This window comes from Collimonas sp. (assembly GCF_035566375.1).
Lineage (GTDB): Bacteria > Pseudomonadota > Gammaproteobacteria > Burkholderiales > Burkholderiaceae_D > Collimonas.
In genome coordinates, this window is sequence record NZ_DATMRK010000039.1 from 19,676 (window position 1) to 44,594 (window position 24,919).

A 24,919-nucleotide genomic window follows, 5' to 3' on the forward strand; every position below is an offset into this window, starting at 1 on the left:
GATAGGCTCCTTATTTAGCAGATGATGCAACTGATGCAGCAGCGGCGGCGCCGGCTGCGGCAGGCGCGGCGGCTGCAGCCGGACTCCACGGCGCCGGCTTGACTACAGCACCTGGCTTGACCTTTTGCATGCCTTCGACGATCACCTTGTCGCCGGCTTTCAAGCCGTCGCTGACGATCCATTTGTCGCCTTGTGCAACATCAGCCGTGACCGGGCGCACTGCCACTTTGTTGTCGGCGCCGACAACAAATACCGACGAACCGTTGAGGTCGCGCTGGACTGCTTGTTGCGGCACAGTCAGGGCAGAGGCATTGACAGCCTGTTCCAGCTTGGCGCGTACATACATGCCAGGCAACAAGCTGCGGTCAGGATTAGGAAACTCGGCGCGCAGGGTGACCGAACCGGTGGTAGCGTCGACCGTCAGATCGGAAAACAGCAACTTGCCGGTCTGCGGGTAAGTACGGCCATCTTCAGTCACCAAGGTGACTTTGGCCTGGCCTGCGCCGGCGCTTTCCAGTTGGCCGTTCTTCATTGCCTGCTGCAATTTGAGGATGTCAGTGCTGGACTGGGTCAGGTTGACGTAGATCGGATCGATTTGCTGCACGACTGCCAGCGGGGTCACTTCACCTTGGCCTACCAGTGCGCCCTCGGTAACCAAGGCCTTACCGATGCGGCCGGAAATTGGCGAGGTCACGGTCGCGTAACCGAGGTTGAGGCTGGCGGTTTGGCGTGCGGCCTTGGCCGATGCAACATCTGCCGCCGCCTGCTTCTGCACCGCAACCGTGTCGTCGTATTCCTGCTTGCTGACTGCGTTGACTTCCACCAGCGGTTTATAACGCTGTGCTTTCAGCGTTGCGGTAGTCAGATTTGCTTCGGCTCGGGCCAATGTAGCTTGCGCGCTATCGTAGGCGGCTCGCAACGGCGCCGGATCAATCTGATACAAAGTTTGACCCGCTTTTACATCGCTGCCTTCGCGGAAATCACGTTTAAGTACAATGCCGGCCGCGCGTGCGCCGACTTGGGCAATACGGGTAGCTTCCAGTCGACCTGGCAATTCCGTGGTGAGAGCCAGGCGTTCTGGCGCGATAGTGACAAATGAAACGCCGGCCGGAGGAGGCGCACCTTGAGCATCCGGCTTCTTGCCGCAGGCGGCAACCGCGGACAGCAGCGCGACAGCCAGGGTGATACGCGTGAGACGGTTGATAGAGCTAACTGAATTCATAAAATTCTCGCACGGTAATTGAGGAAAGACTGCAAATCTGACAGGTAACTCTGCTTCTGGAAATGACATAGGATATATAAGTTGTTGCTTTGTTGCACCGGATGCTTTGCCAGAAGGCGGGTGGAGCGGCCGGAATCCTGCTATTATACATACATGCATGAATGTATGTTTTTGTTGGTTAAATACATATGCTGCGAATGCGTAAAGTATCGTAACAGTTTGGAGGTTGGCTAAAAATGGCTAGAAGTACAAAAGAAGAAGCACTGGAAACGCGTGGCCGCATCCTTGACGCGGCAGCGGAGGTGTTTCATCAGCATGGCGTATCGCGCACCACGCTGGCCGACGTCGCCAGTGCCGCTGACGTAACGCGCGGCGCTATCTATTGGCACTTCAAGAACAAGAGCGATTTATTCGACGCCATGTGCGAACGGGTACGCTTGCCGATGGAAGCGATGATCGAAAAAACAGCCGACGAGAATGCGCATGATCCTTTGAATCAGTTTCGCAACCGATGTTTGTTTACTTTACAGGAAGCGACCTTGAATTTGGAGTCGCGCAAGATTTTTGAAATCGTTTTGCACAAGTGCGAACTGGTGGATCCGGAAGATCCTATTTTTATTCGCCAGCACGAATGTTTTTTGCAAGGCCGTACCGATATAGAACGTCTGCTGCGATTTGCGATTGCCAAAGGGCAGTTGCCGCGTGAACTGGATCCGATACTGGCTGCGTTCATGGTGCAAGGGCTGCTGTTCGGCGTCTTGAGCAACTGGACCTTCAGTCCGCACAGTTTTGATCTCGTCGAAAACGTCTCGAAAGTGGTCGACAACTGCATTCACATGTTCAAGACTTCACCGTTCATGCTGAAAAATAGTGAAGCATGAACGGCGTGTAGTTAAGCGCTGCTCAATTTCCCTCGTGCAGTTATCACGCAGTTATCACGCAGTTATCAGTAAGCTGCCGGCACCAGCAATGCGTTGATTTGCTGTAGATCCTCTTCTTTCAAGGTACCCACCGCTGACTTGAGTTTCAAGCTATTCATCAGTGTGTCATAACGTGCTTTGGCCAAATCCCTGCGGGTAGAGAACACTTGCTGCTGCGCGTTCAGCACATCGATATTGATGCGTACTCCCACCTGATATCCCAATCGATTGGATTCCAGCGATGACTGGCTGGAGATTTCCGCAGCCTCGAAAGCCTTGATCTGAGCCAGGCCGCTGCTCACCCCGAGATAGGCCTGGCGTGCATTCAACGCTGCGGTCCTGCGCGCATTCTCAAGATCCGAGCGCGCCTTGTCTTCCAACGCCACCGCCTGCCGCACGCCGCTGTTGACCGCGCCGCCTGCATACAGTGGAATAGTCCATTGCACGCCGATAGAATTGGACATCTGCGAGATGTTGAAAAAGGGGATGGGACTGCCGCTGACATCGGAATGCGCACGGCTGGCAACCAGGTCGACCGTCGGCAGATGGCCGGCACGGTTCCTCTTGATTTCGTATTTTGCGCTATCCAGTGCAATTTCCTGGCCGATCACACCGAAATTCTGCTGTTCGGCGCTACTCACCCAGTTTTCAATCGCAGCCGGTTGCGGCGCGCTCAGCTGGACTCCCGGACGCAATGTCGCCAGCGGCGCCGGCGGCTTGCCGATAATCTGTTGCAGCACATTGCGGGCGACTTCCAGATTATTGCTGGCCGCGATTTCCTGGGCGATCACCAGATCGTAGCTGGCTTGCGCCTCGTTGCTATCGGTAATGGTGGCGGTGCCGACTTCGAAGTTACGTTTGGCCGAAGCCAACTGCTCGGCAATCGCACTTTTCTGAGCTTGTAAAAATGTCAGAACGTCCTGCGCCGTCAGGGTGTCAAAGTAAGCCTGGCTGACGCGCAACATCAAATCCTGCTGGGCCTGCGCAAATCTCACTTCACCGGCAGCGACCGATAATTTGCTTTCCTGGTACTGCTGCCAATAAGCCGGACGGAACAGCGGCTGGGTAAGCTGCAAGCTGTAATTGTTGGTGATGGTTTTCCAGGATTCTCCGGCACGGCTGTAGTTGCCGCCGACGCCGACCGTCGGCAACAGGGCGGCGCGCCCCTGAACACTGGCTTCGTTGCTGGCGCTGAGCGCATAACGTGCGCTGGTGTACACCGGATCGTTGGCTAGCGCTTCCTGATACGTTTGAACCAGATCAACTGCGTGCGCATTCGCGGCCAGTAATGCACATCCAATCAGCGAAGCCATCAGGGTATTGCGCATTACACTCTCCGGAACGGTGGCGGCAGGTCAGTAGGCGATCGGTCTGGCTGGTCTAGTAGGTCGGCATAGCCGGATCGACCTGCTGAGCCCAGGCATGGACGCCACCGGTCAGGTTGCTGACCGCGGAAAAGCCGTGACGCTCGAGAAATGCAGCGACCTGCATGCTGCGCGCGCCGTGGTGGCAGATGCAGACGATCGCCTGATCCTCTTCCAGATCGTTGAGGTGCGCCGGCACCGTTTGCATAGGCATCAGCTGCGCGGCGCCTATGTGGCAAGTCTCGTATTCCCAAGGCTCGCGGACATCCAGCAACAAGGGCTTAGGACGTTGCGGATCGGCGATCCAGGCGGCCAGTTCTGAGGCTGTGAGATGTTGCATAGCTTGTTTAGAATTTGAAGTGGGAATGAACAGCAGCTTCGCGCAACACTTTGACGTCGGTTTCAAACAGATGAGCCGTGCTGTAGCTGCTGTCGGACGTACGGGTAATGATTTGTGCCGACATCACCGGTGCTTCGCCCAGGATGGCGATAATCCGCCCGCCGACATTGAGTTGCTTGAGGAAAGCATCCGGCAGGGTCAGCAGCGAACCGGAAATCACGATCACGTCGTAGGTCTTGATGGCGCTTTGATCCCAACCCTGGGCGCCGTTGCCAAGCACCACCTCGACGTTGGTGATGCCATAGGCAGCCAGATTCTTTTCAGCCAGCGCTTTCAGCTCGGGATCGATTTCAACCGTGGTGACATGCCTTGCCTTGTAGCACAGCAAGGCCGCCATGTAGCCGGAGCCGGCGCCGATTTCCAGCACTTGTTCATGTTTTTTTACGGCAGCTTCCTGGAGCAGGCGCGCTTCGACCTTGGGCGTCAGCATGGTTTCACCGTTGGCGCCAGGCAGAGGGATTTCGGTATCGGAAAACGCCAGGCTTTTGTAGGCGGCGGGGACGAATTCCTCGCGCCGCACTACCGCCAGCAATTCCAATATATCCAGGTCCAGCACGTTCCAAGGGCGAATTTGCTGTTCGATCATATTGAAGCGGGCTTGTTCGATATTCATGGTTATGGCTCGGTAGTGAAAATAAAGGGCTCATTCTATCAAAGGCCACCCTCAAAAACCTATTTAGAGCCGGCATGCGGCTGGCTGAGCAAGCCATGCAGGCAAAGGCCGATAAAACTGTCCAGGTAGCTGGTTGCATCAACCGCTTCCACATGGCAGGGGTTTAATGGTTGTTGCCACATCATCAGCATGATCACCGGCGCGATCAGCACATTGGCGGTCTGGCCAACGTCGATCGCGCGAAATTCGCCGCGCTCAACGCCACGCTGCAGCATGCGCACAATCATGGCTTCACCGCGTTTGCTGACTTCTTCGCGATGGAAGGCTGCCAGTTCCGGGAAATTGCCCGATTCGGCCATCATCAGTTTAGTAATGCCGGCCAGTTTGGTGGCGCCGATACGCTGCCACCAGCGCAGGACGATTTCGCGGAACAGATCGGCGCTGGAGCCGCTGTAGCCGTCAATGATGTCTTCTGCTTCATCCAGTACCGGCAGCATGTTTTCGCGCACTACCGCCTTGAACAATTCTTCCTTGTTCTCAAAATACAGATACAGCGTGCCCTTGGAGACGCCGGCCAGGGCTGCGACATCGCCCAGCCGGGTGGCGGCAAATCCCCGTTCGACAAACACATCCAGCGCGGCCGCCAGTAATTCCTGCGGACGTGCTTCTTTGCGTCTTGCCCAACGGGGTTTGGAGCTGAAAGGGCAGTTCATGAATGCTTGGCTTGCTTATTTGGGTTGCTTAATTACTGACTTAAGAGTCAGTAATGTAAGCGGCAACTGAAGGAGTGTCAAGAAAGGTCGGTCAGTGTATCGGAACTTGGCAGTACGGACGGTGATTGCAAGTAGAATCTGGCCTTCGGTTAAATCGGTATTGTTATCGATTCAGCATGCTTGTAAAAAACACATCGCACATGTTTTCAAAAAAACCATTAGTTAGTAAGGGCGGAGCGTGAGCGCCCAAAGCATCTCTTGCCGTCCGGATTGCGGCGCCTGCTGTACGGCGCCGTCAATTTCGTCGGCCATCCCTGGTATGCCCGACGGCAAGCCGGCGGGTGTCCGCTGCGTCCAGCTGGACCAGGCCAATCTTTGCCGGATTTTCGGCAGTCCCGATCGTCCCGCGGTTTGCGCCAGCCTGAAGCCGGCAGCGGATATGTGCGGCAGTTCTCGAGCGGATGCCATGCATTACCTGACGCAGCTGGAACGATTGACCGCTATATAGAGTCAGTCTGTTGACTGAACAAGGAAAAATCCCATGCATGCAAAAAAAATCACTCCCGGCAAGCTTGTGCTTGTCTTATTGGCATTGCTGAACACGCTATTGTTATCATCCTGCGCGGCCCTGATCGGACCGCGCGATGTCGAATTCCCGTTGGCCAAACTACAGCAATCGGTGGATAAGCGCCTGCCATTTTCCCAGCGTTATCTGGGCCTGTTCGAGATTACCGCCAACCAGGCCCAACTGAGTTTGCCGCCTGAGCAGAATCGCTTGTCGATGGCAACCGATGTAACAGTGACCATGCCGTTGCTAGGCAAATCGTGGAGCGGCAAGATGGCGATTTCGGGCGTGCTGATCCTGGACAACCCGCACAATGCGGTGATATTGCAAGAGCCGAAACTGGATCGCCTGATGCTTAACGGCCTGGACGATACCTACGCCGCGCAAGTTACGCAGATCGGCAATCTGCTGGCGCGTCAATTGCTGACCAACCTGCCGCTGTATACCTTCAAGCCGGAAGACCTGCGTTACGCCGGCGTCGCTTTTATGCCGACCAAAATCGGCACCAGGCCGGAAAACCTGGTGGTTACCTTTGAACCGGTAAAATAGCCCCTTGGTTTTAAGAAAACACTCGCAACACTACGACAGCCAGGGCGGTATGATTCGCCCCGGCGCTTGATTTCCTTGCTTTCCTTGCCGTCCTTGCTCTTTCTACTCCCTCACTACATGGATATTATTCTCGCGTTAAAAGTACTTATCATGGGCCTGGTCGAGGGATTCACCGAATTTCTGCCAATCTCATCGACAGGTCACTTGATTCTTGCCGGCAGCTTGCTGAATTTTACCGCCGACATCACGCGTGAAAAGGCTGAAGTGTTCGAGATCGCCATCCAGGCCGGCGCGATTTTCGCCGTGTGCTGGGAGTACCGCGCCCGCATCGCTGCAGTCTGGCGCGGCCTGCCTGACGACGCCAGGGCGCGCAAGCTGGTGGTCAATCTGATCATCGCTTTTGTGCCGGCGGCGATCCTGGGGCTGTTGTTCAGCAAGATGATCAAGGAAAAATTGTTTGCTCCTTTGCCGGTGGCGATTGCACTGATCATCGGCGGCTTCATCATCCTCTGGGTTGAGCGCCGCAACAATAATGGCAATCGGGTCGCCAGGGTCGAATCGGTGGATGACATGAGTGCGCTGGATGCATTGAAGATAGGTATTGCCCAGGCGTTTGCGCTGATTCCCGGCACCAGCCGTTCCGGCGCAACGATTATCGGCGGCATGATGTTTGGCCTGTCGCGCAAGGCGGCTACCGAATTCTCATTTTTTCTGGCAATTCCCACGCTGTTTGCCGCCACAATTTATTCCCTGTATAAGGATCGCGCATTGCTTTCGGCGGCCGATATCCCCTTGTTTTCGATCGGCACCGTAGCGGCATTTGTCTCGGCATTCCTGTGCGTGCGCTGGTTGCTGCGTTATATCAGCAGCCATGATTTCACCGTGTTTGCGTGGTATCGGATTGTGTTTGGACTGGTTGTGATCGTGACCGGTTATACCGGCTGGGTGGATTGGACTCACTGAGCTGGACTCACTGAGCACGCATCCGGCCCGCAGAAGAGTTATTAGAGTTATTTTTATTTTAAAAACCGTTTTATCCAATTTTGAGCAGGAGAATGCTGTGGCAAGTGTATGTTCCGCTGGTACCGATATCGGGTTTGCATCGCTAGACTATGTGCAGGTCGCGATCCTGGGCGTGATTCAGGGCATCTCTGAGTTATTGCCGATTTCTTCCACCGCGCATATGCGTATTGTTCCCGCGATACTTGGCTGGCACGATCCGGGTTCGGCATTTTCAGCGGCGATGCAATTGGCGGCGCTGGCCGCGGTGGTCAGCTACTTCTGGCGCGACGTGCGTGAAGTGACTGTCGGCAGCATCGCAGCAGTGCGCGAACGCAATTTCAGCAGTCCATCGTTCCGTCTCGGGGTGGCGATCATCCTGGCAACGATCCCGATCGGCATTGCCGGCCTGGCTCTTGCGCCTGTATTGAACGCCTGCGGCTCGCCGCTGCGCAGCCTGAGCGTGATTGGTTACGCTTGTATTGCCATGGGTGTGCTGCTGGCAATTGCCGAGCTGAGTTGCCGCCATCGCCGCACTGTCGGCGAGATGCGCCTGCGCGACGCCTTGATCGTCGGCCTGGCGCAGGTGGGGGCGTTGATTCCGGGTGTCTCGCGTTCCGGTTCGACCCTGACTGCCGCCTTGTTCCTCAATTTCAAGCGAGAAGAAGCCGCACGCTTTTCTTTCCTGCTCGGTCTGCCGGCGATCGCTTTGGCCGGCTTGAAAGAGCTGCTGGTGCTGTTCCATTTGCACATGCCGCTGGAGACCTGGATGTTGTTGATTTTCGGTCTGGTGGTTGCCAGCATTTCGGCTTTTGGCGCGATCTGGGGTTTGATGAAATTCCTGGAGAAATTCTCGACCTGGCCATTCATCGTGTATCGGATTGCCCTCGGGATTTTCCTTCTGGTCGCCGTGCACAACGGTTTTCTTAATTAATCAACGTCGGACCAAGTTTATTTAATGCCACATTCAGCCGCCGCAAGTTCCGATCCGCAAGCACTGCATATACTGCAAACGGTATTCGGTTATCCATCTTTTCGTGGCCAACAGGCTGAGATTGTCAGCCATGTAGCCAACGGCGGCGATGCGCTGGTGCTGATGCCGACCGGCGGCGGCAAGTCGCTGTGTTACCAGATCCCGGCATTGTTGCGAGACGGCGTCGGCGTGGTGGTGTCGCCGTTGATCGCGCTGATGCAGGATCAGGTCGACGCGCTGGCCGAAGTCGGGGTGCGCGCGGCCTTCTTGAATTCGACGCAAACTTATGAAGAGGCTTCCCAGATTGAACGCCGCGTACGCAACGGCGATCTCGATCTGGTGTATGTGGCGCCGGAGCGTTTGCTGACGCCGCGTTGCCTGGAGTTGCTGGAATCGTCGAAGATCGCTTTGTTCGCGATTGATGAAGCGCATTGCGTATCGCAATGGGGGCATGATTTCCGGCCGGAATACATCAAGCTATCGATCTTGCACGAGCGTTTTCCGCAAGTGCCGCGGATTGCGCTGACGGCCACCGCCGATCAGCAGACCCGCGAGGAAATTGCGTTGCGCTTGCAACTGGAGCAGGGCGCGCGCTTCGTTTCCTCCTTCGACCGCCCCAATATCCGCTATCAGATTGTTGAAAAAGCCAACGGCCGCAAGCAACTGCTCGATTTCATTCAAAGCGAGCATGTCGGCGACGCCGGCATCGTGTATTGCCTGTCGCGCAAGAAGGTCGAGGAAACCGCTGAATTCCTGGGGCAGCAAGGGATTCAAGCCTTGCCCTATCACGCCGGCATGGATTACGCGCAACGGACCAAGAATCAAGGCCGCTTCCTGCGCGAGGACGGCATCGTGATGGTGGCCACCATCGCTTTCGGCATGGGCATCGACAAGCCGGATGTGCGTTTTGTCGCGCATCTGGATTTGCCGAAGAGCATAGAGGGCTATTACCAGGAAACCGGTCGCGCCGGCCGTGATGGCGGCCCCGCCAATGCCTGGATGGCTTATGGCTTGCAAGACGTGGTGCAGCAGCGGCGCATGATCGATGAGTCCGAGGCGGGCGAAACCTTCAAGCGCGTGCTGGGCGTCAAGCTGGATGCGATGCTGGGGCTGTGCGAAACCCTGCATTGCCGCCGTGTGCGTTTGCTGGACTATTTCGGCCAGGGTTCCGAGCGTTGCGGCAATTGCGATACCTGCATGAGTCCGCCGGTGTCATTCGATGCGACAGTGGTGGTGCAAAAACTGCTGTCGACAATTTACCGGGTTGACCAGCGTTTCGGTGCGATGCATGTGATGGATGTCTTGCGCGGCATGGATTCCGACAAGATCAAGCAATGGCGTCACGATCAACTCTCGACTTTTGGCATCGGCAGCGATCGCAGCGAAGCCGAATGGCGGGCGATCTTGCGGCAATCGATTGCGCTCGGCCTGATCACGGTCGACCACGAAGCCTATAGCGCGCTGAAGCTGACCGATGCGGCGCGGCCGGTGTTGCGCGGCGAGCAGCCGGTGCAGTTGCGGCAGTACCAGAAACCGGTTAAGCAGAAACGTAGCGGCAGCAAACCCAAGGGTTATGTCGAAACCGATCTGTCGACGCTGGAACAGGCGATTTTCGAGAAGTTGCGCTGGTGGCGGGTCGAGACTGCACGCAAGCACAACGTGCCCGCTTACGTCATCTTCCACGACGCCACCATGCGTGAAATCGCCAAGGCGCAACCGGCTTCTCTGGACGACTTACGCGGCGTCAGCGGCGTCGGTGAAAAGAAGCTGGAGACTTATGGTGCGGAAATTGTGGAGCTGATTGCCGAGTTTGCGTGATGTTGTAGGTACGCCGCAGTGACGGCTTCAGCGGCGCTCATCAGCAGCGCCGCTAAACCATTATTCATTTAAACAGTAGTACCCAAGGCCGCCATCAAGGCTTGCCTGATTTTCGCTTCTTGCGGCGCTACCCCAAAACCCACCATCACGCCCTGGGCGTCAAAGAAACGGCAAATAGTGGTCGCGCCATCCTGTTCTGTTTCCCAGCGGCCGGCAGTCACGGCATGCAACGGCGGCGGCACCAGTGCCAGCGGATAGCTAGGGGTTTTGACGATCACCGGCGAATGTTTCAAATCAATCTCGGTATCTTCGCCGCTCAAGGTCTTGGCAATCGCGCGGGCAGCGGTCAGGATCGGCGCGATGTATGGCAGCGGGCTGGTGCGGCCTTCGCTGTCGACCCGATACTCGGCGCAATCGCCGAGTGCGTACACGTCGGCCGCGCTAGTGCGGCCATGTGCGTCAACCATGATGCCGCGGCCGGTAGCCAATTGCGCTGCTTGCGCCAGAGCCAGATCGGGACGCAGGCCGACGGCAGACAAGACCACATCGGCAATCACCACTTCGTCGTTCGATAAGGTGATCTTGATCGCGCCCTCGGCATGGTCGATGCTGCTGGCAGTAGCGCCAAGCTGCAGGCTTATGCCACGGCCGCTCAGCGCGGTTTGCAAACCTTGCGATAAAGCCGGCGCCGCCAGCGCTGCCAATGGCAAGGGGTTGGGGTCGATCAGCGTCACCGTGTGGCCATGCGCAGCGAGATCGTCGGCAAATTCGCAGCCGATCAGGCCGGCGCCGAGAATGGCAACCCGGGCCGAAGCTTGCTGATCGGGCAGCAGCTTGGCGCGGAAGGTAGCGTAATCGTCGATGTGGTTGACCGACAGCACGCGGTCGGCGGCGTCGCCGGCCAGGTTCAAGCGGATCGGCTGGGCGCCGACGGCGATCACCAGCTGCCGGTATTCGAAAGCGCCGTTGCTGGAGTCGACCACCTTGCCAGCGGTATCGATGCTGTTGACCCGGGTTTGGGTCATGATATTGGCGCCTATCTGTTCAGCCATTTGCACTGCGCTTTGCGAGACCAGTTGCGCCGCCAGTTTTTTTTGCGCGAAGGCGTTCGACAACATCGGCTTGGAATAGAAACCGCCATCGTCAGCCGTAATGATCAGCAACGCGGCTGTCTTGTCCAGCTTGCGTACTTCACGCGCCAGAGTATAGGCAGCCATGCCGGCGCCGATGATGATGATGGGTTTCATTGAATGTCCTGAAGGATGGTTGGCGGTGATGATGAATGCGCTATCTGATGTGGAGTGCGAGCCGGCGCAATTGCATTGCGCGGCTGTGCGGCGGCTAATTTTACAGTAAGGGCTATTGTCGGCATATTCGTCGGCATATTATCGATAGTTTTTATGTTTCACTTTATTAAATTAAATAGTTTTTATAAATAATTGTATGAAATCGTTATTCACGATGCGAAATTCGCATAGTTGGATGCATGCAGTCTGATAAAATCGAAGACTTTCACTTGTTAGCCTTGGGGACAGACGCATATGGATTCGATGATCGATAAAAAAGAAGAGCTTCGCCAACAATTGCGTCAAGCTGCGCTTGAGTATCACGAGTTTCCGACCCCGGGGAAAATCAGCGTCACACCAACCAAATTACTGACTAACCAGCGCGATCTGGCGCTGGCTTATTCGCCCGGTGTCGCTGCTGCATGCGAGGAAATCGTGGCCGATCCGGCCAATGCCTTCCGCTACACGGCGCGCGGCAACCTGGTCGCCGTCATCACCAACGGCACCGCCGTTCTTGGACTGGGCAATATCGGCCCGCTGGCGTCGAAGCCGGTGATGGAAGGCAAGGGCGTGCTGTTCAAGAAATTTGCCGGCATCGATGTCTTCGATATTGAAATCAACGAACACGACCCAGAGAAACTGTGCGACATCATCGCCTCGCTGGAGCCGACCTTCGGCGGCATCAACCTGGAAGACATCAAAGCTCCGGAGTGTTTTGAGATCGAGCGCAAACTGCGCGATCGCATGAAGATCCCGGTCTTTCATGACGATCAGCATGGCACTGCCATCATCGTCGGCGCCGCGATCCTGAACGGTCTGAAGGTAGTCGGCAAAGACATCAAGAACTGCAAGATGGTGGTCTCCGGCGCCGGCGCCGCCGCGCTGGCTTGCCTCGACCTGATCGTCGATCTCGGCTTCCCGATTGAAAATATTTTTGTGACCGATCTGGCCGGCGTGGTCTATAAGGGCCGCACCGAGCTGATGGATCCGGACAAGCTGCGCTTCGCGCGCGAAACCGATGCCCGCACGCTGGCCGAACTGATTCCTGGCGCCGATATTTTCCTCGGCCTGTCAGCTGGCGGCGTGCTCAAGCAAGACATGGTGAAGACGATGGGACCACGGCCGCTGGTGCTGGCGCTGGCTAATCCGACTCCTGAAATCCTGCCGGAAGAAGTCAAGGCGGTGCGTGACGACGCCGTCATGGCGACCGGCCGTTCGGACTATCCGAACCAGGTTAACAACGTCCTGTGCTTCCCCTACATTTTCCGCGGCGCCCTCGATTGCGGCGCTACCACCATCACGCGTGAGATGGAAATTGCGGTGGTGCATGCGATTGCCGAGCTGGCCCAAGCCGAACAATCGGACATCGTCGCCACTACCTACGGCATCACCAACCTGTCGTTCGGACCTGAATACATCATTCCAAAGCCGTTCGATCCGCGTCTGATGATCAAGATCGCGCCGGCAGTCGCCAAGGCCGCCGAGGCGTCCGGCGTGGCCAGCCGTCCGATCCAGGATATGGAAGCCTATATCGACAAGCTGCAGCAATTCGTTTATCGCAGCGGTACTTTCATGCGGCCGCTGTTCCAGGTCGCCAAGAAGACGCCGGCCGAGAAGAAGCGGATTGTGTATGCTGAGGGCGAAGAAGAGCGCGTCCTGCGCGCGGTGCAGGTAGTGGTCGATGAAAACCTGGCGCGGCCGATCCTGGTCGGCCGTCCGGCGGTGCTGCAACAGCGTATCGAACGTTTCGGCCTGCGTCTGAAAGCCGATGTCGATTTTGAAGTCATCAATCCGGATTTCGACGAGCGCTATCGCGATTACTGGCAAACTTTCCTGGCGATGACCAAGCGTCAGGGCGTGACCGAGCAGTACGCCAAGCTAGAAATGCGCCGCCGCCATACCCTGATCGGTTCGATGGCGATCCACAAGGGCCATGCCGACGGCATGATCTGCGGCACCTATGGCACCACCAACCTGCATCTGAACTATATCGACAAGGTGCTGGGCCGACGCGAAGGCGTAAATGTCTATGCAGCGATGAATGCGCTGATTCTGTCGAATCGTCAATTGGTGCTGGTCGATACCCATGTCAACGAAGATCCGACTGCCGAGCAACTGGCGGAGATCACCATCCTGGCGGCGGAAGAAATGCTGCGCTTCGGCATCAAGCCACGGGCAGCCTTGCTGTCGCATTCCAACTTCGGCACCAGCAACAGCGCTTCAGCGCAAAAAATGCGGAATGCCCTGGCGATCATCAAGGAGCGCGCGCCGGATCTGGAGGTCGACGGTGAAATGCACGGCGATACCGCGCTGGATGCCGAGTTGTTGAGAAAAGTGATGCCGGACTCAACTTTGAAGGGCGACGCCAACCTGCTGGTGATGCCTAATATCGACGCCGCCAACATCGCTTACAACCTGCTCAAGAATACCTCTGGCAACGGCGTTGCAGTTGGACCCATTTTGCTGGGTTGCGCCAAGCCCGTGCATATCCTGACGCCGTCGGCAACCGTGCGCCGTATCGTCAATATGACTGCGTTGTGCGTGGTGGATGCGATTTCGGCGCGCTAAAATCTAGCTATCAGCAGCCGGAAGAATAGAAGCCCTGTGTTACCGCCAGATGATCGGCGGTAACACAGGGCTTTTTGTTTTTGACACGCATGCCATCCCGGATTATCGTGAGTACGCTGTTTCATAAAAAAAGACGTATTCATTACAAAATCAGGAGATGCGATGTCACAGTACGCCAAGAGTCCCTTGATGGGACAGATGATGGGCCAGCCACTGCTCATCTCCAGCATCATCCAGCATGCCGATCGCCATTTTGGCAGCAATGCAATCGTTTCACGCCGGGTTGAAGGCGACCTGCATCGCTATACCTACCGCGATTGCCACAGACGCGCACGCCAGCTCGCAAATGTCTTGACCGGGCTTGGAGTCAAGATGGGCGAGCGGGTTGCCACGCTGGCCTGGAACGGCTATCGGCATATGGAGGCGTATTACGCGGTATCCGGTTCAGGGGCGGTGCTGCACACCATCAATCCGCGCTTGCATCCGGACTTGATCGGCTATATCGCCAACCACGCCGAAGACCAATACCTGCTGTTCGATGTCTGCTTCCTGCCGCTGGTCGAGGCGGTGGCGCCGCTGGCCAAGAGCATCAAAGGCTACATCGCCATGTGCGGCCCCGAGCATATGCCGCAAGACAGCAAGCTGCCGAATCTGTTGTGCTATGAAGCATTGCTGGAGGCCAGCCCGGATGACTACGACTGGCCGTTGTTTGATGAAAATTCTGCTTCCAGCCTGTGTTATACCTCGGGCACCACCGGCAATCCCAAAGGCGCGCTGTACTCGCATCGCTCGACCGTATTGCATTCCCTGGCGTCGACCATGCCGGACAGCATGAACATATCCGGGCGCGACGCCGTGCTGCCGGTGGTGCCGATGTTTCATGTCAACGCCTGGGGCTTGCCTTACTCGGTACCGCTCACCGGCGCCAAAATGGTGTTTCCTGGCCCCGCACTGGACGGCAAATCCCTGTATGAGTTGTTCGAGCAGGAGCAAGTCACGTTCTCAGCCGGCGTGCCGACCGTATGGCTTGGTTTGCTGGCGTATATGGATCAAAACAAGCTGAAATTCTCCAGCTTCAAGCGCACCATCATCGGCGGTTCCGCTTGTCCGCCGACGATGATGCAGAGCTTGCGCCATCGTTATGACGTCGAGGTGGTGCACGCCTGGGGCATGACGGAAATGTCGCCATTGGGCACCACTTGTACCTTGCAAACCAGGCATTTGTCCTTGCCGCTAGCGGAGCAGGAATTGCTGTTGCAAAAGCAGGGGCATGCGATCTATGGCGTCGACATGAAGATTGTCGACGACGCCGGTAATGCGTTGCCGTGGGATGGCGCAACTTACGGCAATCTGCTGGTCAAGGGGCCGTGGATTATCGATAGCTATTTCAAGAACGAGGGCGGGGCGGTGTTGCAGGACGGTTGGTTTCCCACCGGCGACGTGGCCACCATCGACGGCGACGGTTACATGCAGATAACCGATCGCAGCAAGGACGTGATCAAGTCCGGCGGTGAGTGGATCAGCAGCATAGCTCTGGAAAATATCGCGATGGCCCATCCGGCAGTGCAAATGGCCGCCTGTATCGGGATTTTTCATCCGAAGTGGGACGAGCGGCCGTTGCTGGTGGTAGTCCGCAAGCCAGGCACGGAGGTGAGTCGCGAGCAACTGCTGAAATTTTTTGAAGGCAAGATCGCCAAATGGTGGACCCCTGACGATGTCGCATTTGTCGACGCCTTGCCGCTGGGCGCCACCGGCAAACTGTTGAAAAACAAATTACGCGAACAGTTCAAAGGATATGTCTTGCCGACCGCTTGAAGTCCAGGGCCAGCGGGAGGGTGTGCGGATTCGTTCAAACCGATTTATTCAAATTCACGCGACTGTTTCCACGGCACCCGCCCGGTTTGCACTTTGTTGGCAGCGCGATCGCAATGATCGGGATGGTCGTCAAAAAACATGTGCGGCTTGAAGGCCGCCAGCACATCGGATTTGACGATGCCGCCCATGAAGAAGGTTTCGTCGATCGCCACATCCCAGGCGCGCAAGGTACGAATCACGCGTTCATGGGCCGGCGATGAACGCGCCGTGACCAGCGCTGTACGGATAGGGGCTGCGCGCCCGTCGGGGTTCTTGAAGTTATTCTGAATGTAGGACAAGGCCAGCAACAGCCGCGCAAACGGACCTTGCGGCAACGGCAGCAAGGCATTTTCGCGTTCGTGTTTTTCAAATGCTTCAATCCCCTCGGTCTGATATATCTTTTCCGACTCATCCGAAAAAATCACGGCGTCGCCGTCGAAGGCGATACGAATCTGCTCCAGTTCGTCCAGAGCGTTCTCGGGCTTCTGATACAGCAGCGCCGCCGCCGTGCCGGAATTGACGGCGGCTTGCACGTCGTCCTCATGCAAGGATAAAAACAGGCTGACATTGAAGGCTTGCAGATACGGCGCCAGTGAAGCGCCGCCAGACAGCACCGCGCGCGTGATGTCGAGATCGTAGTGCTTGATCGAGTTGAAGATGCGCATCGAGGTTTCGCTGGAATTGCGCGACATCACGACTACTTCTACGAAACGCTGGCCACTCAGGCGGTTCAGTTTCAGCAACGCTTTTACCAAGGCGAAACCGGCCCCGGGCTTGAGAATCTGATTTTCGTTGAGCAACTGGTGGCGCCGATATTCTTCCAGCCCCTGCTGCCGAAAGATCGCCTCTTCGGTTTCCAGATCAAATAGCGCACGGGATGAAATCCCGACTACCAGTAAATTTTCTAAAGACTGCGGCATGGTTGGTGGTCTTAAGGTCAATATCGAGAGCGCTCATTATAGGCGCTTGGTTAAGTCCCCCACTGGTCGCCAAGGAAGTGCATGTAAGTAGCTGTTTTTGCAATATTTTTCGTGTTGTTGAACGAGCTGTGTTCCTCGCCGTTACGTTACATGTTACGTATCAACGCCCGGCGTTACGTATCTGGATATTCTCCCGATTTACCATAGGGAGTTGCTGTTAGTCATTGATTATTAACATATTTATTTCTTTTTTATGGAAATTGACGAGCTGCGGAAATTGCTGTTGTGAGCCCGTTTCCGGCTGGCATGTTCTTTGCGGAAAGAGAGCAGGCATAGCTTTATCCGATTCATCAAAAAAGGAGATAGATCATGAAAGCATCGACACAAAGAGGGTTGCTTGCGGCATCCGTGTTACTGACAGCATTGCTTGCCGGCTGTAGCGGCGGCGGAGATTTACTTAGCCATTTGAACGGCGGCGGTAGCGCAACGAGTACTGGCCACGGCACTACGCCGACAACCCCAACTACACCAGACACACCGCCCCCTCCTATAGCGCCGGCCCCAGCCAACAACGCACTTTCGAATACCGGCGGCATCGTAGCGAGCGTAGGCACAGCGATAGACGGTGCTGGCAACACGATAGTCAGCCAGTTGCCATTATCTCCGGCTAGCAAGACCGCATTGAAGGGCGTGATTGACAATGCCAGCGGCATCGTCACCGTGCTGGGTGGCGGCCTGACCAACGGCCTGGGGCAAATTGGCACAGCGCAGGATCCGCTGGGTATCACGGCCGGTAGCGCCGGCGGGGTGGTGGCTCAGGTCGGCGCTACCGTGAGCAGCAGCGGTCAAGCGGTGAGCAGCCTCGGCAGCAGCGGCCCGCTTAGCGCCCTGGCGCCGGTGACCACGCCGGTTGGCGGCCTGCTCAGTACCGTAGGCGACGCCATCAGCGGCACCGTGGCGCCGACAGTTGCCACAGCATTGACCACCGGCCCGGTACAGCAAGTGACGCAGGCGGCGAGCACTGCGATCGTGCCTTTGAGCAGCACCTCCGGAACCTTGTTACAAACTGTCGGCAATACGACTGCGCTGAATCAGCCGTCCAATCTGTTACTGGCCGTGGCTGGCAATACCGTCGCTAACCTTGGTAACGGTCTGACTAATTCAGGCGTGCCTGTCGTCAGCAATGTCGGGCCGGTGGTGAGCAATACCGGTAATCTGTTGGGCGGCCTGGTCACCGACGGCGTGAGCAGCAGCGGCCAGCCGGTATTGGGAAATCAAACCGGCGGTATAGTGCAACCGGCTGACAATGCGCTGATTGGCGCCGTTACCGGACCGCTGGCGCCGGTGGTCGGCGTGGTGAACAACTTGAGCGGCAGCCTTAGCGGCGCGGCTGCCGGCGCCGGCAGCGGCCCTCTGGCTCCGGTCACCGGTCTGTTAGGCAGCTTGACTGGCGCAGTGGGCGGCGCCAGTGCTGGCGGTAGCGGTCCTTTGGCTCCAGTAACCGGCTTGCTGGGTGGTTTGAGCGGCGTGGCTGGCGCCGGCGGCAGCGCCGGTAATCCATTAGCCCCCGTGACTGGTTTATTGGGTAGTGTGGGTGGCGCAGTAACGCCAGGCACAAGCGGCGGCGCAAGCGGTCTGCTGGCCCCGGTGACCAATCTGGTAGCTGGCTTGACCTCCTCGGTTGCCACAGGAACTAGCGGTGGCTCAGGTGCTGCTCCAGTGACTGGATTGCTGGGCGGCTTGCTGGGTGGTTCAGGAAAAAAATAAGCGCTGGCGGCAGTTTGCAAAAGGCCTTGGTTGTTACCAGGGCCTTTTTGTTTGGGCGGACAACAAAACAGCGCAGGCAAAACAGTCAAGCCATTACAGAGATGGAGCGACAACGCACGCGGCAACAAAATAGTTGCACAGCATGAATTATTGCCGTAATTTAATAATAACTTCAGGTCCCGATTAATAGACAGCTTTTGCCGTCGATAACAAACGAGAGCCGTAGCTGCATGCCATTATCCAAATCGAAATGCTGCCGCGGCACTGCGGTGGTCATGATCAGTGCTGCTGGTTGGCTCATGACGTCATATCCTTTACCGGCCCATGCCGATGCGCGCAGTCCGCTGCAAGGCAATCCGGCCGACACATTGCCTAAGGCCGAGGCGCCGCCAAGCGCGCCGGTGACTATCAATATCGAGACCCAGGCGGTCGATCCGGCACTGCAAAAATTATTGGCAAGCCATCTGACGCCATCGGGTTTCCAGATCGCCGGCGTTAAAACCTTGCCGTTTGAGCAGATTGCCGCGCAGTTCGCGCCGCTGGCTAACCGCGATACCACCGTCGCCGAATTGCTGGCCGCCGCCAACAAGGTTACGCAGATGTACCAGGATCAGGGTTATCCGCTCTCCTTTGCCTTCATCCCGGCCCAGAGTTTCGAGAATAACGTGGTGGTGGTCACGGTGGTCGAGGGCTACGTCAAGAACGTCAGGATTGAAGGTAATCCTGGCGGCAGCGAAGAGCGCCTGAAGAGGGTGGCCGAACAGTTGCAGCAAGATCGGCCGTTACGCCGGACTACTTTTGAGCGGGTAGCCGGCATTCTGAGTTTGCAGCCAGGAGTCAAGATTGTCGCTAACGTGGCGCCGCCGACCACTACCGACGGCGCCGCCGATATGGTGCTGACGGTGAAACGACGGCCGATCACGGTCGGGGTCGGCGCCGATTACCGGCAACCTGGCATTCGCGGACTGCTGACCGCCAGCGCCAATGGCTTGACGCCGCTGGGCGAGCAAGTGACCGTCAGCACACTGCAACCGAGCGGACCGCAGGACGAAAAATATTATGCAATCAATTATGTCCAGCCGATCGGCAATGACGGCATGCTGGCCAGGCTGAACTGGTCCGACTATCGTGCCAAGCCGGAAAATTCGGCATTGGAAAACCTGCAATTCCAGGCGCGCTACCAGACCAAAACCGTGCGCGCCGGCGGCTCCCTCAGCTATCCGGTGATCCTCGATAACACGCACAACCTGACTGTCACCGGCGGCGCATATGCGGTTGAAAACGAGCAGGTGTACACCCGTTCGGTGCCGGCCACGCCGATGTCGATCCAACTCAGTTCCCAAGTGCGGGTATTGAGCGCGGAAGCGGCCTGGAGCGATGTCAAGACAGGGCCGGACAAACGGCAGCAGACGCGTCAGTTGAGTGTCGGTGTGTATAAGGGAGTGGACGGGCTCGGCGCCAAACGCGAGAACAGTAACGTCGATCTGGGCTTTACCAGAGTCACGCTGCAGGCGGCGCAATCGAATCAGCTGCCAGGGGGCTTTGGCGTCGCGCTGGCAGCCAGCACGCAATACAGCAGCAATATCTTGCCGACTTCAGAGCAGATCGGCTTCGGCGGGAAATTGTTTGGTCTTGGCTATCCGGCCGGTGAAGTCGCCGGTGATAAAGGCTGGGGCGTCTCGGCCGAAATCAATCGGCTGTTCCCCTTAAGTTATACCTATCTAAAATCGGTGCAGCCATATTTTCTGGTGGACCATTCCCGAGTGTACTCGAATGCAGGTCCTTTAATTCACGACACCCTGGGCTCTGTTGCGTTGGGCATACGCTTTTCGGACAGTCGCTACTACACCTTGGATTTGTCGCTGGCAAAACCGGTGGCTGACGTTCCGGTCAATTCAAGCTCGAGATCATGGCGTGTAAACGCGATGTATTCGTATCAGTTGGATTAACGCGTGCTTGAATTTTCATAGGCAGCGAATTGGCCGACTGTCTACCGCCGCGCAACTTCGGACGTTAAATTAACGGCGTGCTGCAGCCGGATGAGGCTAGCGGCTATGCGCAGCCATAAACGCCCCACCTTATGCGATCAAACATCAAAGAAAAACTGCATTTTTATGTTGAGAAAAACTATGAAAAATGTGTGCCGATAGTAGGTTTCTAATGCGCCATCGGACAATTTTTCCTTGTTTTGAATTAAGTTTTTTTCACGATATAAAACAATATTTCAAGCTGAATGTTACGTTCGCCTATGAAAAGCGATTTAGATTTTTTCTACTAATATTCTGTTTCTTAAGGGAAAAATTTATCTTGAGGTAATTTTTAATCGAGGCTATGCTGATACCGCGTAGTCTGAAGTCAGGGGGCGTTATTTCAGGAAAGTGTGAAATCGTTTTGCAGTGTATTGCAACGCAAAGAGCCGCTTCTTTAACGTGATGGTGCTTCTTCAGGAGAACACAATGAACGTCAAATTAATGAAATTTCTTCGGGACGAAGATGGTGTCACTGCTATCGAGTATGGGTTGATCGCGGGACTTGTGGCAGTGGCGGTGGTTGTTGGCGTCACACTTGTGGCTGGGAATAGCACCTCCGGTTTGGAAGGTATATTCACCAAGATCGGTACGAAATTAACCAATCTTGGCACGTCAATCGGCACATAAAAATAGAGATCAATCGGACGCCGTGAGCAGCCCAACTATTCTCAATATTTAGTTGGACGGAGCAAAAAATGCCGGATACAAGTTTTCTCTCGTTGCTATCGTTCCTGCTGTTTTGCTCCGTGATCTTTTTGTCTGATTATCTGTTCCGTCGCGTACCCAACAATTTTCTGCTGATCGCGATTGCTTTGCAGCTGATGTGTTTTTTCTTGCAGAGCAAGGGACTAAACGGTATTGGATGGTCGGGGGCGTTATTTGGCTTGGCCGGCGGGCTGGCGTTTTTTTTGCCGCTCTATGCGCTCAGAGCGATGGCCGCTGGCGATGTCAAGTTTTTTGCCGTGCTTGGTTTCTGCCTGGGCTTCGGAGCATTGCTGCCAATTTTTCTGATAGCTTCGTTGATTGCCGCTATGCACGCTCTAGTACTTTATTCGTCGCGGCTGGGAATAGCTTCAAATCTGCAATTGGTCGCGACGCGCATGACACGCTGGCGGCTTTTTCAGTGGGTACTGGAAAAGCGCGGTAATCGGATTGGTATTCCTTATGCCGCCTATCTGGCTTTGGCGGCAGGCTGGGTCGGACTCCAGAACGCGGGAATGGCGCCAGGTTTTACGTGAAGCATATTTGCACATGCATGCCAGCGACAGGTGTTGGCGATGCACTGGTCGTATCCAGCGGTAGAGATCGGGAGCAGGGATGTATAACAACTACAAATATGCGGCGCGTCCCGACATAGAGGATGGCAACAACGCCCAACGCGGTATTGCAGCAATAGAATTCGCATTGGTATTCCCGGTATTTTTCATACTGTTGTACGGGATCATTACCTATGTCCTGATTTTCCTGGCTCAGCAATCTTTGGCCCTCGCGGCAGAAGAAGGTGCGCGCGCCGCGCTGCGCTACACCACTGCGGATCGCGGCACGATTGCCTGCAATACTGCGACACAACTCGTTAAGTGGCTGGGCAGCGACGCCGGCGGTAATCCAATTGCTACTTGCCCCTTGCCGGTACCGGCAACCTGTGCTTTCCCGGCAGGCACGACTGCCCAATGCATTACGGTCAAAGTTATCTATCCATATGGCAGTAAGCCACTAGTGCCGTTGTTGCTGGGATCGCTAATGAATGTGGCGATACCCACCACGCTGGCAAGCTCGGCAACGGTACAGATTAATTGAAGTTGGTCGCGCTGGATTTGCGTCTTTGCCTGCTGAGTGCGTCAGTTATTGATTGCTCATGAATCAGTGAGCCAGCGGCCTGACGCCCTTTTGCTGATTTGAATTTGACATGGAAATCATTTTGAACAATCTTCCGGTTCGGATAGGCATCGGGTACACGCCATGAATAACCTGACAAAAATTGTTGCAGCAATACTGGTAGCGGCGGCGCTCGGCTTGGCGTTTGTAGCCTGGTGGCTAGGCAGCCGGCCGCCACCGACGATATCCGCAGCGCCGGCAGCCGTTGCCAAGACCTCCAAACAATACGAGGTGGTGGTAGCAGCGCATGAACTGACGGCGGGCAAGGCAATCGCCACTGACGACATCAGTCTGGTGACCTTGCCGATCAATCCCGCCGGTGCGTTTAGCCAGGCCAGTTCGGTGGTCGGAAAAATTCCCTTGATCAGCATCGGCATCGGTACCCCGATTACTGAAAGCGGTCTGGCGAGCGGCCTGGCAGTGAAACTGGCGGACGGCGAACGGGCGATAGCGATTCCTGTCGATGAAATTACCGGCGCCGGCAATCGAGTCCAGGCAGGCGATTATGTGGACGTGTTTTTCACGCTCAAGCAAGGCCAGGACATCGAAAAAACGCAGTCGCGTTTGCTGCTGTCGCGGGTGCAAGTTCTATCGTATGGCGCGGCTGTGATCGGTAGCGCTACCGCGGGCGGCAGCACGGGAGTGATGCCGAATCAGCAGACATCGCAACCGGGTCCGCAGGTGCAGTCGTCGCAGCAATCTCAGCAGGCCGCTCGCACCGCAGTGCTGGCAACACCGGTAGCCGATGTCAATCGGCTGCTGCTGGCAACCCAGAACGGCAAGTTGACGCTGGCATTGCGCAATCCCAGCGATGCAACAATCCCTGATCCGGCGCTGTTCCCCTCACCAGCCGTCGTACTCGTCGGCAAAAACGATCTGACGCGCGATCAGCAACTAGCATTGAAGCAAGCTGACAACCAGGCATTTGCCGGCATGGAGATGAATGGATTAGCTGGGGATGCCAAATCAGCGTCGGGCCGCAAGCCTTTTGCCAATAACGTAGCTGCCCAATCAGGGATGGGGCAGGCGCACGGCGCCAATACTCCCGGGACGGTAGAGGTAATTCGAGGCACGCAGCGGGAGTCGGTAGCTTTTTGACGCAAAGATTTTTTCAATGACCGGCTTATATCAAACACAGGATTGACCGCAACTCATGAAAATTCACGATCTAGTTCTGCCGATGTTACTGAGTGCAAGCGCAATCCCGGCATATTCCGTGGCTGCCACCACGGACATCACGCTCGGTATGCGTGAACAACAGAGCTTGCCGGTTGCAGGCACGCTGGAACGCATCGCCGTAGCCGATCCGGAAGTGGCGGACGTGTTGATGGTGCGCGGTTCAGGCGGTAAGAGCGGTAGTGTGATTCTGGTGGGGAAAAAGGCAGGCGCCACTACCGTGACCGCATGGGCCAAAGGCACGCCGGTCATTACCTGGAGAGTAACGGTGCAGGGCGACCTGCAAGCAGCGTTGGCAGGGAAGGGAGGCGCCCAAGTGCAGGTTCGCGGTGCTACCAGCGTGGTGAGCGGACAGTCGCCGTCGTTGCTGGAGCACGTCAAAAGCAGTGCCGCTGCTGTCGACGCGGCAGGTAAAGGCAAGGTGTTCGACATCTCGACCATCGACAGCAGCAGCGTTGTGCAGATCGATGTCAAGATTGTCGAGTTCAGTAAATCAGTATTGAAGGAAATCGGCTTTGATTTCGGGCTTCTCGTGAACCGTGGCAATTTCAGTTTTAATCTAGGCAGCAATCTTGCTTCTAAAGGCGGACTGTCGACGGCATCGGAAGCATTCGGTTTGTTGACCAAGTTCAGCCGCGGCAGTTACAGCTTGAGCAGTAACCTGCGCCTGATCGAAGGCAACGGCATGGCGCGTGTATTGGCAGAGCCGTCATTGACCGCGCTTTCCGGTCAGAGCGCAAGTTTCCTGGCTGGCGGCGAATTGCCTATTCCGCAGTCCGGCGGCCTTGGCACCACCACGGTTGACTACAAACCTTTCGGCATCGGCTTGACGGTGTCGCCTACCATACTGGCCAAGGGGCGGATTGCCTTGAAAGTCGCGCCGGAAGCCAGCGATATCGACTATAGCAACGCTATCATCAGCAATGGCATATCCATCCCGGCGATTACCACCCGGCGTGCCGACACCACGGTTGAGTTAGGCGATGGGGAAAGCTTCATCATCGGCGGCCTGGTTTCACGCACCACCAAATCCAACGTCAACAAAATTCCATTACTTGGCGATCTACCCATCATCGGCAGTTTTTTTCGCAACCTCAGTTATAGCCAGTCCGACAAAGAACTGGTAATCATAGTCACGCCACACGTGGTCCAGCCGATAGCCAAGAATGTGCCATTGCCGCTGCCAGGCGACAGCCAGGAGCGCCGCAATACGGCGAGTACCGCGTGGGGAAGTTATCTGCTTGGAGGAGCGAGCAGGGACGAGTTGCCGGGATTTTCGAAATAAGCGACTTACCTTTTTTGGATTA

The 24,919-nt window shown here is 56.3% G+C and carries 23 protein-coding genes; 15 read left to right on the forward strand and 8 right to left on the reverse strand.

Going from position 1 to position 24,919, the window contains the following annotated elements; translation table 11 throughout:
- Window positions 1–10: 10 nt before the first annotated feature.
- Window positions 11–1,222 (reverse strand): efflux RND transporter periplasmic adaptor subunit, encoded by a 1,212-nt coding sequence (locus VNZ60_RS12585; protein WP_325659619.1) that lies wholly within the window; start codon window positions 1,220–1,222, stop codon window positions 11–13.
- Between the two features lie 236 nt (window positions 1,223–1,458).
- On the opposite strand from VNZ60_RS12585, the gene VNZ60_RS12590 reads away from it, so the two are divergent.
- Window positions 1,459–2,103: a TetR family transcriptional regulator gene (locus tag VNZ60_RS12590; protein ID WP_325659620.1), complete on the forward strand. Its 645-nt coding sequence runs from the start codon at window positions 1,459–1,461 to the stop codon at window positions 2,101–2,103.
- A gap of 65 nt (window positions 2,104–2,168) precedes the next feature.
- Here VNZ60_RS12590 and VNZ60_RS12595 read toward each other — a convergent pair whose 3' ends face one another.
- The 4 genes from VNZ60_RS12595 to VNZ60_RS12610 are packed head-to-tail and all read right to left on the reverse strand — an operon-like array spanning window position 2,169 to window position 5,232.
- Window positions 2,169–3,470: a TolC family outer membrane protein gene (locus VNZ60_RS12595; RefSeq protein WP_325659621.1), complete on the reverse strand. Its 1,302-nt coding sequence runs from the start codon at window positions 3,468–3,470 to the stop codon at window positions 2,169–2,171.
- A gap of 52 nt (window positions 3,471–3,522) precedes the next feature.
- Window positions 3,523–3,846, reverse strand: a complete 324-nt coding sequence (locus VNZ60_RS12600) for a rhodanese-like domain-containing protein (protein ID WP_325659623.1) — start codon at window positions 3,844–3,846, stop codon at window positions 3,523–3,525.
- Window positions 3,847–3,853: 7 nt separating this feature from the next.
- Window positions 3,854–4,519 (reverse strand): protein-L-isoaspartate O-methyltransferase family protein, encoded by a 666-nt coding sequence (locus VNZ60_RS12605; protein WP_325659625.1) that lies wholly within the window; start codon window positions 4,517–4,519, stop codon window positions 3,854–3,856.
- A gap of 59 nt (window positions 4,520–4,578) precedes the next feature.
- Window positions 4,579–5,232, reverse strand: coding sequence for a TetR/AcrR family transcriptional regulator (locus VNZ60_RS12610; RefSeq protein WP_325659626.1), 654 nt, complete (start codon window positions 5,230–5,232; stop codon window positions 4,579–4,581).
- Window positions 5,233–5,485: 253 nt separating this feature from the next.
- Here VNZ60_RS12610 and VNZ60_RS12615 point away from each other — a divergent pair, with 253 nt between their 5' ends.
- The 5 genes from VNZ60_RS12615 to recQ all read left to right on the forward strand — a co-directional run bounded on the left by VNZ60_RS12615 (window position 5,486) and on the right by recQ (window position 10,136).
- Window positions 5,486–5,740: a YkgJ family cysteine cluster protein gene (locus tag VNZ60_RS12615; RefSeq protein WP_325659709.1), complete on the forward strand. Its 255-nt coding sequence runs from the start codon at window positions 5,486–5,488 to the stop codon at window positions 5,738–5,740.
- Window positions 5,741–5,773: 33 nt separating this feature from the next.
- Window positions 5,774–6,346, forward strand: a complete 573-nt coding sequence (locus VNZ60_RS12620) for a DUF1439 domain-containing protein (RefSeq protein ID WP_325659628.1) — start codon at window positions 5,774–5,776, stop codon at window positions 6,344–6,346.
- Window positions 6,347–6,463: 117 nt separating this feature from the next.
- Window positions 6,464–7,309, forward strand: a complete 846-nt coding sequence (locus VNZ60_RS12625; protein ID WP_325659630.1) for an undecaprenyl-diphosphate phosphatase — start codon at window positions 6,464–6,466, stop codon at window positions 7,307–7,309.
- A gap of 97 nt (window positions 7,310–7,406) precedes the next feature.
- On the forward strand, window positions 7,407–8,279 hold the full coding sequence (locus VNZ60_RS12630) for an undecaprenyl-diphosphate phosphatase (protein WP_325659632.1): 873 nt from the start codon (window positions 7,407–7,409) through the stop codon (window positions 8,277–8,279).
- 24 nt (window positions 8,280–8,303) lie between these two features.
- Window positions 8,304–10,136 carry a DNA helicase RecQ gene (gene recQ, locus VNZ60_RS12635; RefSeq protein ID WP_325659634.1) on the forward strand — a complete coding sequence of 611 codons (1,833 nt, stop codon included), beginning with the start codon at window positions 8,304–8,306 and terminating at the stop codon, window positions 10,134–10,136.
- A gap of 68 nt (window positions 10,137–10,204) precedes the next feature.
- Here recQ and VNZ60_RS12640 read toward each other — a convergent pair whose 3' ends face one another.
- Window positions 10,205–11,383, reverse strand: a complete 1,179-nt coding sequence (locus tag VNZ60_RS12640; protein ID WP_325659635.1) for an FAD-dependent oxidoreductase — start codon at window positions 11,381–11,383, stop codon at window positions 10,205–10,207.
- Window positions 11,384–11,677: 294 nt separating this feature from the next.
- Between VNZ60_RS12640 and VNZ60_RS12645 the strand changes: the two genes are divergently transcribed.
- Together VNZ60_RS12645 and VNZ60_RS12650 are read left to right on the forward strand one after the other, a co-directional pair.
- A complete protein-coding gene (locus VNZ60_RS12645; RefSeq protein ID WP_325659637.1) occupies window positions 11,678–13,990 on the forward strand; it encodes an NADP-dependent malic enzyme in 2,313 nt (770 codons plus the stop codon).
- Window positions 13,991–14,152: 162 nt separating this feature from the next.
- Window positions 14,153–15,805, forward strand: a complete 1,653-nt coding sequence (locus tag VNZ60_RS12650) for a 3-(methylthio)propionyl-CoA ligase (protein WP_325659639.1) — start codon at window positions 14,153–14,155, stop codon at window positions 15,803–15,805.
- Window positions 15,806–15,849: 44 nt separating this feature from the next.
- Here VNZ60_RS12650 and VNZ60_RS12655 read toward each other — a convergent pair whose 3' ends face one another.
- Window positions 15,850–16,764, reverse strand: a complete 915-nt coding sequence (locus VNZ60_RS12655) for a 5'-nucleotidase (protein ID WP_325659641.1) — start codon at window positions 16,762–16,764, stop codon at window positions 15,850–15,852.
- Window positions 16,765–17,133: 369 nt separating this feature from the next.
- Between VNZ60_RS12655 and VNZ60_RS12660 the strand changes: the two genes are divergently transcribed.
- Window positions 17,134–18,531: a collagen-like triple helix repeat-containing protein gene (locus tag VNZ60_RS12660; RefSeq protein ID WP_325659643.1), complete on the forward strand. Its 1,398-nt coding sequence runs from the start codon at window positions 17,134–17,136 to the stop codon at window positions 18,529–18,531.
- Window positions 18,532–18,703: 172 nt separating this feature from the next.
- Here the strand turns inward: VNZ60_RS12660 and VNZ60_RS12665 are convergent, their stop codons facing one another.
- Window positions 18,704–18,832, reverse strand: a complete 129-nt coding sequence (locus tag VNZ60_RS12665; RefSeq protein ID WP_325659645.1) for a hypothetical protein — start codon at window positions 18,830–18,832, stop codon at window positions 18,704–18,706.
- On the opposite strand from VNZ60_RS12665, the gene VNZ60_RS12670 reads away from it, so the two are divergent.
- From VNZ60_RS12670 to VNZ60_RS12695, 6 genes are all read left to right on the forward strand, one after another.
- Window positions 18,831–20,480 carry a ShlB/FhaC/HecB family hemolysin secretion/activation protein gene (locus VNZ60_RS12670; RefSeq protein WP_325659647.1) on the forward strand — a complete coding sequence of 550 codons (1,650 nt, stop codon included), beginning with the start codon at window positions 18,831–18,833 and terminating at the stop codon, window positions 20,478–20,480. The two genes, VNZ60_RS12665 and VNZ60_RS12670, sit on opposite strands and share 2 nt — an antisense overlap.
- Window positions 20,481–20,987: 507 nt before the next feature.
- Window positions 20,988–21,188: a Flp family type IVb pilin gene (locus tag VNZ60_RS12675; protein ID WP_325659649.1), complete on the forward strand. Its 201-nt coding sequence runs from the start codon at window positions 20,988–20,990 to the stop codon at window positions 21,186–21,188.
- A gap of 68 nt (window positions 21,189–21,256) precedes the next feature.
- Entirely contained in the window at window positions 21,257–21,799 is a 543-nt protein-coding gene (locus VNZ60_RS12680; RefSeq protein ID WP_325659651.1) for an A24 family peptidase, read from the forward strand.
- Window positions 21,800–21,878: 79 nt separating this feature from the next.
- Entirely contained in the window at window positions 21,879–22,358 is a 480-nt protein-coding gene (locus tag VNZ60_RS12685; RefSeq protein ID WP_325659653.1) for a TadE/TadG family type IV pilus assembly protein, read from the forward strand.
- Between the two features lie 162 nt (window positions 22,359–22,520).
- Entirely contained in the window at window positions 22,521–23,534 is a 1,014-nt protein-coding gene (gene cpaB, locus VNZ60_RS12690) for a Flp pilus assembly protein CpaB (RefSeq protein WP_325659655.1), read from the forward strand.
- Between the two features lie 118 nt (window positions 23,535–23,652).
- On the forward strand, window positions 23,653–24,897 hold the full coding sequence (locus VNZ60_RS12695) for a type II and III secretion system protein family protein (protein WP_325659657.1): 1,245 nt from the start codon (window positions 23,653–23,655) through the stop codon (window positions 24,895–24,897).
- The last annotated feature ends 22 nt before the right edge of the window (window positions 24,898–24,919 follow it).

What these genes read in the sequence shown, in the direction of transcription:
- VNZ60_RS12585 (WP_325659619.1), bottom strand. Translation starts at nt 1,222, where the DNA reads ATGAATTCAGTTAGCTCTATCAACCGTCTCACGCGTATCACCCTGGCT.
- VNZ60_RS12590 (WP_325659620.1), top strand. Translation starts at nt 1,459, where the DNA reads ATGGCTAGAAGTACAAAAGAAGAAGCACTGGAAACGCGTGGCCGCATC.
- VNZ60_RS12595 (WP_325659621.1), bottom strand. Translation starts at nt 3,470, where the DNA reads ATGCGCAATACCCTGATGGCTTCGCTGATTGGATGTGCATTACTGGCC.
- VNZ60_RS12600 (WP_325659623.1), bottom strand. Translation starts at nt 3,846, where the DNA reads ATGCAACATCTCACAGCCTCAGAACTGGCCGCCTGGATCGCCGATCCG.
- VNZ60_RS12605 (WP_325659625.1), bottom strand. Translation starts at nt 4,519, where the DNA reads ATGAATATCGAACAAGCCCGCTTCAATATGATCGAACAGCAAATTCGC.
- VNZ60_RS12610 (WP_325659626.1), bottom strand. Translation starts at nt 5,232, where the DNA reads ATGAACTGCCCTTTCAGCTCCAAACCCCGTTGGGCAAGACGCAAAGAA.
- VNZ60_RS12620 (WP_325659628.1), top strand. Translation starts at nt 5,774, where the DNA reads ATGCATGCAAAAAAAATCACTCCCGGCAAGCTTGTGCTTGTCTTATTG.
- VNZ60_RS12625 (WP_325659630.1), top strand. Translation starts at nt 6,464, where the DNA reads ATGGATATTATTCTCGCGTTAAAAGTACTTATCATGGGCCTGGTCGAG.
- recQ (WP_325659634.1), top strand. Translation starts at nt 8,304, where the DNA reads ATGCCACATTCAGCCGCCGCAAGTTCCGATCCGCAAGCACTGCATATA.
- VNZ60_RS12640 (WP_325659635.1), bottom strand. Translation starts at nt 11,383, where the DNA reads ATGAAACCCATCATCATCATCGGCGCCGGCATGGCTGCCTATACTCTG.
- VNZ60_RS12645 (WP_325659637.1), top strand. Translation starts at nt 11,678, where the DNA reads ATGGATTCGATGATCGATAAAAAAGAAGAGCTTCGCCAACAATTGCGT.
- VNZ60_RS12650 (WP_325659639.1), top strand. Translation starts at nt 14,153, where the DNA reads ATGTCACAGTACGCCAAGAGTCCCTTGATGGGACAGATGATGGGCCAG.
- VNZ60_RS12655 (WP_325659641.1), bottom strand. Translation starts at nt 16,764, where the DNA reads ATGCCGCAGTCTTTAGAAAATTTACTGGTAGTCGGGATTTCATCCCGT.
- VNZ60_RS12660 (WP_325659643.1), top strand. Translation starts at nt 17,134, where the DNA reads ATGAAAGCATCGACACAAAGAGGGTTGCTTGCGGCATCCGTGTTACTG.
- VNZ60_RS12670 (WP_325659647.1), top strand. Translation starts at nt 18,831, where the DNA reads ATGACGTCATATCCTTTACCGGCCCATGCCGATGCGCGCAGTCCGCTG.
- VNZ60_RS12665 (WP_325659645.1), bottom strand. Translation starts at nt 18,832, where the DNA reads ATGAGCCAACCAGCAGCACTGATCATGACCACCGCAGTGCCGCGGCAG.
- VNZ60_RS12675 (WP_325659649.1), top strand. Translation starts at nt 20,988, where the DNA reads ATGAACGTCAAATTAATGAAATTTCTTCGGGACGAAGATGGTGTCACT.
- VNZ60_RS12680 (WP_325659651.1), top strand. Translation starts at nt 21,257, where the DNA reads ATGCCGGATACAAGTTTTCTCTCGTTGCTATCGTTCCTGCTGTTTTGC.
- VNZ60_RS12685 (WP_325659653.1), top strand. Translation starts at nt 21,879, where the DNA reads ATGTATAACAACTACAAATATGCGGCGCGTCCCGACATAGAGGATGGC.
- cpaB (WP_325659655.1), top strand. Translation starts at nt 22,521, where the DNA reads ATGAATAACCTGACAAAAATTGTTGCAGCAATACTGGTAGCGGCGGCG.